Origin of the sequence: Mammaliicoccus fleurettii (assembly GCF_003970575.1) — a bacterium.
GTDB classification, from domain to species: Bacteria; Bacillota; Bacilli; order Staphylococcales; family Staphylococcaceae; genus Mammaliicoccus; species Mammaliicoccus fleurettii.
Genome location: NZ_RXWZ01000148.1, coordinates 1 through 7,296, shown reverse-complemented (window position 1 = coordinate 7,296; position 7,296 = coordinate 1). Strand labels below are relative to the sequence as shown.

Below are 7,296 nucleotides of genomic sequence, written 5' to 3'. Positions count from 1 at the left end.
ATTAATATCGATCTTCATTAAATGAAATTGAAGTCATTTCTATAACGAGGATAGATTTAGCACCAAGTATTTTTAGTTGTTGTACTAAATCATCAATTTCAGTTTTATGTCTAAGTCTTTCTACAAAAACAATTATTTCTTCATATTGATCAATATTTAAATTATAAAGGTAATGTGTAATTGTTCTTTCTAAAGGAGACATAAAGCTTATTTTTTTATTTGAATGTTTCAATGTACTTAAATCAAAATTAAACCTTGTTGTTCCTTGAACATTTATATTTTTACCAGGTAAATAACGAGCAATCTGTAATGGGATATACAAGAATTCACCAACACCGATAACAAGTTTCGGTGAATCATCTAATAAATCGTTTAATAATTCTCCCATTCGTTGAAATAGCTCTTCAGAGATTTGTTGTTCTTTACCGGTTAATGTAAATCTACCTGTTGAAATAAAGTATGGATTGTCATGTATCGTACCATCACGTAACATGTTTTGTGCTTTTACGATAAAATGATCGTTAATAACATTTCTTAAAGAATGATATTGTACTTTAGTTTCATGTTGTTCATTTTTAAGAAGTTGGTTTTGAATTAAATTTTCTGTTGAATTATCTTTTTCTTGTATTTCTACATTGAAAGTCATAAGCGATATAATATTGATTTTTATATTTAAAGACTTTTCGAGACTAGAGAAAGCTTCTTTTACACTTGCTGATCTTAAATCTATAGGGGTTAAAACAGTGAATGTTTCTCTTTCAGGGTATTTATCATAAATCTTTTTAATTAGGTTTAATACGGATAAACCATTTAATAAATGGTTATCAATAATTGCAATTCGTTCATCATTATCAAAAAAGTCTTTATCTTTTGTATAGAAAAATAAACGGTCAAGTGGATCGACTATATCATCATGATATAATAAAGGTGGATGTGATATGATCTTATCTCTTGTTGATGCTAAAAACATGACATCGTCTTCGAATAAACTGAAAATGGATTGCCCTAAATTCACTGCACGTTCACTTAATCCAAGGAAGCGTGTCGGCGGATAGTGACCGAGTTTGTTCGCTTCTACTGTGTTTAAAGCTTGAATCATTTTGCCACGATTTTTACTATTGATTGCTTTAGCTATATTATGAATACGTTCATCTGTTTCACCAGTTAAAGATTCATGATATAAAAAGCCTAGTAATAAACCAATAAGTAAGGGGTGTTCAGGATATAGCCCTCTAGAATAACCTAAACAAGGTGATACAGGGATAAAAGGGAAATCTGATTGTTCTTCTTGAGTTATTGCTAACATTTCGTCAATTTCAAAATCGAATCTATTTTTTACGACCTTTACTTCAACTTGTTGCTCATTATCTAAAGGAAAAACTTTGCTTACGTGGGACATATCATTACTCCTTTATTTGCTTGTATGTGTCCATTCATGACTATGTTTTTTTCTTTTTATATGCGCATATATTTGGTCTGCTGCATAGTCTTGATTTGTATAAACAGTAATGTCAAAGAATGCTTGGTTGTCCTCAAATGGTTCATTCAAATATAAATCTTTCAGATGATCAAATAAGGATTGCATCTGTTCTCTTGTTAAACTTGTATATTCTCTTAATGTTTTTTTAACGAGTTGAGGTTGTTTGTCATAAATACTTTGAACCACAATTACAAAGCGCTCATCTTGTTTCATAACGTCATCAAATAAATTAGTTTGGCCAGCCATTATTACACCTTCTTTTTATCATTATTAATTATTTATATTCATTATACTATATATGTTGTGATATGAAAAAGTTCAATAAAATTTAAGAAGTTGGTATTTGAAATATAAAAAAACACCCACTCAAAATATAAATGAGTGGGTGTTTAAACGATTACTATTTATTATCATAATTATGTTTAGTTAAATCTATATCTTCAAGTTTGATAATTTTAGATTTCGTTACAAATTTATGAATGAAGTAAACAATAATTCCTAAAATAATTGGTAAGAACGATTCAATTAATACAGGATAATTTAAAGTCATTATACTGTCAAAGGATTGTCCGATTAATAAGAAAGCAATGACAGCAATAACAATAATCGGTCCTAACGGATATAATGGTGCTTTATACTCTAAAGTATCAGTTGCTGATTGTCCTTGTTTTTTAATAGCCATTCTTAGTCTAATATGACTAATGATACTCATTAACCAAACGAGTGTTACAAGTGCACCTAACATATTTAATAATCTGTAATAACCATCAGTGTTAATAGTTGCATAAATGATTGATATGAAGATTAAAGCGATAGTTACACATAATGATATAAAAGGCATGTTATTTTTGTTTAAATTATTAATGAATTTTGGTGCTTGTTTATGTTGTGCTAATGAATAAAGTAATCTACTAGTAGCATATAATCCTGAATTACCCGCAGAAATAAGCGCTGTTAAGATTACAGCATTGATAATTGAAGCTGCAAACGCAATACCAACTCTATCAAAAACAATAGTAAAAGGACTTTGTGTTACTGTATTTGATTTATTTAATAATAATGGGTCAGTATACGGAATAATTGCTGCAATTACTGCAATTGCTAAAATATAAAACAATAAGATTCTCCAAAATACTTTTCTAATTGCTTTAGGCATTGATTCTTTTGGATTTTCAGATTCTCCGGCAGTTACTGCAACAACTTCTGTACCACCAAAGCTAAATCCTGCAACAAGAAGTACACCTAAAAATCCTGAAATACCATTTACAAATGGTGCTTCTTTATAAGTGAAGTTTGATAATCCAAGTGGTTCATTACCACCTAAAATACCGAAGATTACAAGTACACCTACAATTAAAAAGATAATAATAGTTGCAACTTTAATAAAACTTAACCAATATTCAGCTTCCCCGAAAGCTTTAACAGTAAAGGCATTGAGTAAAAATAAAATAACTAGAAAAATAATGCTCCATATAAATGGGTTTACATTTTGGAAGACTTCCCAATAAGTAATGATTTTTGCAGCAGTTAAAATGTCTACACTTGTAACGAGTGCCCATATAATCCAATATAGCCAACCAACTGTAAAACCAGCAGAGCGATCAATAAATCGACTAGAATAAGCACTAAATGATCCCGACACTGGATAAAAAGTTGCTAATTCTCCAATTGCGGTCATTAAAAAGTAAAGCATAACACCAATAATAGAATATGCTATTAGTGCACCACCAGGTCCAGCTTGAGTAATGACAGCACCACTTGCCATAAACAATCCCGTACCAATTGATCCACCGATGGCAATCATTGATATATGTCTTGTCTTTAATCCACGTTTCATTTCTTCCATATAGTTCACCATACTTTCTACATTTACGATTATTCTGAAATTAAAATATACATTATATTTTATTAGTAATTCATGAAATAAGCAACATAAATTTTAACGCATAAATGCTTTAAAGTGATAAAATGTATTTATAAATAAAAAAGTCATTTCAAAGAAATGACTTTTTGTGTCGTATATCTTCTTATTACAATAAGAAATTACTTAGTTTCACGATGTAAAGTGTGACGACCTAATCTTGGACAATATTTTTTCATTTCAATACGTTCAGGGTTAGTACGTTTGTTTTTAGTAGAAATATAATTTCTATCGCCACATTCAGTACATGCTAACGTGATATTAACACGCATGTTCATCAGCCTTTCTATTTAGTAATCATTACGCTTTATAATTTTATCATATTTTAAATTTGTTATCAATATGTAAAATTTTGTTTCAGTAAGATTGCGATATTATGTTTAAAAGCGTATATTGTTATAATTAATGAAAATACTTATTTAGGAGTTATTAGATGAAAAAAATATATCAAATGATTTTTATGATGCTTGCAATTTTGGTAGTCGTATCAGGTTGTGGGAATCAAAACTCTAAAAATGATAAATTAAAAATTTATGCTACAAATTATCCATATGAAAGTTTTGCTAAACAAATTGGAGGAGAACATGTTGAAGTAGATTCAATATATCCAAGTGGTACAGATTTACATAATTATGAACCAACTCAAAAAGAAATGATCAATGTTGCTAAAAGTGACCTTTTTATATTTTCTTCTAAAGAACTTGATCCTGTGGCAAAAAAGATAAGTTCTACCATTAAAAATAAAGAATATAAATTAGAAGCTATTCCAAATTTAAAAGGTAATGATATTTTAGAACATCATCACGAGCATGGGGAAGAACATAACCATAAAGAAGAACCAGAAAATAAGCAGGACCCACATATTTGGCTAGATCCAATTGCAAATAAAGAAGCAGCTAAATCGATTAAGAATAAGCTTGTCCAAAAAGATCCAGACCATAAAAATGATTATGAGAATAATTATAAGAAGTTAATTAAGGATATTGAAGAAATAGATCATAAATTAAAGACCGTTACGGAAAGTCCGAAAAGAGATACAATATTTATCTCTCATGATTCTTTAGGTTACCTAGCAAATAGATACCATTTTAAACAAACGGGTGTAACAGGTATGAATAATGAAGAACCAAGTCAAAAAGAAATTTTGGAAATTATAAAAAATATTAATCAAGCAAAAACACCATATATATTGTATGAGCAAAATGTAAGTTCTAAAATTACAGATATAATAAAGAAAGATACTAATAGTAAACCGCTGAAATTCCACAATTTAGAAGTGTTAACTAAAAAAGAAAATAAGCAGAAAAATATTTCGTACCAAACTTTAATGGAGAAAAATATAAAAACGCTTGATAAAGCATTAAATAAATAATAAATATAGTCAGTTTTCGTTTACTTTTACCAACTAACCATGTATAGTAACTATTGGATTATTATTAATAGATTTGAAAGAGGTCATTGATATGAAAATTTTTGATTATGAAGATGTACAATTAATACCAAATAAATGTATAGTAGAAAGTCGCTCAGAATGCGATACTACTGTTAAATTCGGTCCAAAAACATTTAAATTACCGGTAGTACCCGCTAACATGCAAACAGTTATGAATGAAGAACTAGCTGAGTGGTTTGCTAGTAATGATTATTTTTATATCATGCATCGTTTTGATGAGGAAGCACGTATTCCATTTATCAAAAAAATGCAAAGTCAAAACTTATTTGCATCTATATCTGTAGGTGCAAAAGACACTGAATATACTTTTGTTGAACAACTATCTAATGAGGGACTTGTTCCTGAATATATAACAATAGATATAGCACACGGTCATTCTGAACAAGTTATTAGAATGATTAAACACATCAAACAACATATACCAGAAACATTTGTAATTGCTGGTAATGTAGGTACTCCTGAAGGTGTTCGTGAGTTAGAAAATGCTGGCGCTGATGCTACTAAAGTAGGAATCGGACCAGGAAGAGTATGTATCACTAAAATTAAAACTGGATTCGGCACTGGTGGATGGCAATTAGCTGCTATTAATTCATGTAGTAAAGCTGCTAGAAAACCTATGATTGCTGATGGTGGAATTAGAACAAATGGTGACATAGCAAAATCAATTAGATTTGGTGCAAGCATGGTAATGGTTGGTTCATTGTTTGCTGCACATGAAGAATCACCTGGTGAAACAGTTGAATTAGAAGGCAAATTATATAAAGAGTATTTTGGTAGTGCATCAGAATTTCAAAAAGGTGAACGTAAAAACGTTGAGGGTAAAAAAATGTTTGTAGAACATAAAGGCTCTTTAAAAGATACTTTAGTTGAGATAGAACAAGATTTACAAAGTTCAATTTCATATGCTGGTGGAAAAGACTTACATTCTATCACTAAAGTGGATTACGTAATTGTTCGAAATTCAATATTTAATGGTGACCGCGACTAAATATAGGTGAGGTGACGACTTGAAAAAAGTATTTTATTTATTTTTATTATTGTTATTTATAACACTTATCAAGCCTGTCCCTGAATCAGATTTATCTAGACAAATTCAACAAAAAGTATTGAATGTTCAACAAGGACTACAACATGAACAGTCAACAAGCAAAGTTGAACTTAAGACACCAAATGACCAAGAGTTTGCGATTAATAATATTCAAATCAATCAAACAAAAAGTGAAGTTGAAAAGAAACTTGGCAAACCTAAGCGGATAACCGCTAATGAGTATAACGAGAAATGGCATGTATATCATAATGATTATCATGAATTTGTAATGGTAAGTTATGATAATGACAAAGTAACAGGTTTATATACGAACCAAGACTTAATAACATCCCAAAAAGGTATCACAAGTAAAATGAACAAGGAAAAGGTTCGTTCGATTCTTGGTGAACCAGAAAAAGAAATAAATAAAGATAAAGTGAAGCTCATTCAAAATGATGAAGATTACGATGTTTTCAAATTTGATAATATCTATACAACCGTTTTTTATGATAAACATGAGAATAATCAAATTAAAGGTATAATGCAAATTGCATCATCAACTGAAGATAAACGTACGAACCAATATCATGCAGCATCTGATGATTATAAAATCGCATTAGAACTACAAAACTATGATCTTGTTAATGCTGAACGTGTTCAATTTGGCTTACCTACATTATCTTATAATGAAAATGTGAGTCAGACTGCAAGAAAGCATAGTCAAGATATGGTTGATAATGATTATTTTGATCATACAAATAAACAAGGTTTATCTCCATTTGACAGATTAGACAATGTTGGCTTTGATTATATAACAGCAGGTGAAAACTTAGCATATGGTCAAATAAGTAGTGTTTATGCACATCATGGTCTTATGAATTCGCTGGGACACAGAAAGAACATTTTAAATAAAGATTATAAAGAGTTAGGTGTAGGTGTTGATATAGGCGAAGATTTACAGCCTTATTGGACGGAAAACTACATCACACAGCAATAGAACAGAGATAAAAGCAGATTTTATCTTAGCAACTTTGATATAATTATATCGAGATAAGTCATTATTTCATATTTCCTTAAATGTTTAACACATGTTGTTTCTAATAATTTGATTGGTGGAATAACAATTAAAGGGGAAGTTTTACATGGAAAGTAAAGAAATAAAACGTAAAGATTTAGATGTATTAGAACGTATTAAAGAATTATTAAATAAAAAAGATGTTTCATAATTAATATGACATTAGCAAAAAGAACTCGATAACGGGAATATGAAAAAAAGGAGATGCATTTGCATCTCCTCAGAGTGTCGACAAAGTCTTAGACTTTGTCGGCATTTTTTTATGCGCATGCTTTCCGCGGGCATGTTCTCAGCCTGTAGTCTTCGAATCATGCTTTTCCCGCAGGAGTCAGCGCAAAAA

At 29.9% G+C, this 7,296-nt stretch carries 7 protein-coding genes; 3 read left to right on the top strand and 4 right to left on the bottom strand.

The genetic code is table 11. The features are described 5' to 3' along the window. Position 1: 1 nt before the first annotated feature. From CD129_RS10420 to rpmG, 4 genes are all read right to left on the bottom strand, one after another. The gene (locus tag CD129_RS10420) at positions 2–1,399 is read right to left on the bottom strand and encodes a phosphoribosyltransferase domain-containing protein (protein ID WP_115337495.1); all 1,398 of its coding nucleotides are present in this window, start codon (positions 1,397–1,399) and stop codon (positions 2–4) included. Between the two features lie 12 nt (positions 1,400–1,411). Beyond that, complete coding sequence (locus CD129_RS10415) at positions 1,412–1,726, bottom strand: hypothetical protein (protein WP_078356314.1); 315 nt, start codon at positions 1,724–1,726, stop codon at positions 1,412–1,414. A 154-nt stretch (positions 1,727–1,880) separates the two neighbouring features. After that, positions 1,881–3,326 carry an amino acid permease gene (locus tag CD129_RS10410; RefSeq protein WP_115337494.1) on the bottom strand — a complete coding sequence of 482 codons (1,446 nt, stop codon included), beginning with the start codon at positions 3,324–3,326 and terminating at the stop codon, positions 1,881–1,883. A 197-nt stretch (positions 3,327–3,523) separates the two neighbouring features. Then, on the bottom strand, positions 3,524–3,673 hold the full coding sequence (gene rpmG / locus CD129_RS10405; RefSeq protein ID WP_078356316.1) for a 50S ribosomal protein L33: 150 nt from the start codon (positions 3,671–3,673) through the stop codon (positions 3,524–3,526). Between the two features lie 161 nt (positions 3,674–3,834). On the opposite strand from rpmG, the gene CD129_RS10400 reads away from it, so the two are divergent. The 3 genes from CD129_RS10400 to CD129_RS10390 all read left to right on the top strand — a co-directional run bounded on the left by CD129_RS10400 (position 3,835) and on the right by CD129_RS10390 (position 6,878). Beyond that, positions 3,835–4,773: a metal ABC transporter solute-binding protein, Zn/Mn family gene (locus tag CD129_RS10400; protein WP_107509815.1), complete on the top strand. Its 939-nt coding sequence runs from the start codon at positions 3,835–3,837 to the stop codon at positions 4,771–4,773. A gap of 91 nt (positions 4,774–4,864) precedes the next feature. Then, a complete protein-coding gene (gene guaC / locus CD129_RS10395; RefSeq protein WP_115337493.1) occupies positions 4,865–5,842 on the top strand; it encodes a GMP reductase in 978 nt (325 codons plus the stop codon). A 19-nt stretch (positions 5,843–5,861) separates the two neighbouring features. Next, positions 5,862–6,878 (top strand): CAP domain-containing protein, encoded by a 1,017-nt coding sequence (locus CD129_RS10390; RefSeq protein WP_115337492.1) that lies wholly within the window; start codon positions 5,862–5,864, stop codon positions 6,876–6,878. Positions 6,879–7,296: the final 418 nt, after the last annotated feature.

Excerpts from the sequence above, each read along its gene's own strand:
- CD129_RS10420 (WP_115337495.1), bottom strand. The coding sequence starts at position 1,399 with ATGTCCCACGTAAGCAAAGTTTTTCCTTTAGATAATGAGCAACAAGTT.
- CD129_RS10415 (WP_078356314.1), bottom strand. The coding sequence starts at position 1,726 with ATGGCTGGCCAAACTAATTTATTTGATGACGTTATGAAACAAGATGAG.
- CD129_RS10410 (WP_115337494.1), bottom strand. The coding sequence starts at position 3,326 with ATGGAAGAAATGAAACGTGGATTAAAGACAAGACATATATCAATGATT.
- rpmG (WP_078356316.1), bottom strand. The coding sequence starts at position 3,673 with ATGCGTGTTAATATCACGTTAGCATGTACTGAATGTGGCGATAGAAAT.
- CD129_RS10400 (WP_107509815.1), top strand. The coding sequence starts at position 3,835 with ATGAAAAAAATATATCAAATGATTTTTATGATGCTTGCAATTTTGGTA.
- guaC (WP_115337493.1), top strand. The coding sequence starts at position 4,865 with ATGAAAATTTTTGATTATGAAGATGTACAATTAATACCAAATAAATGT.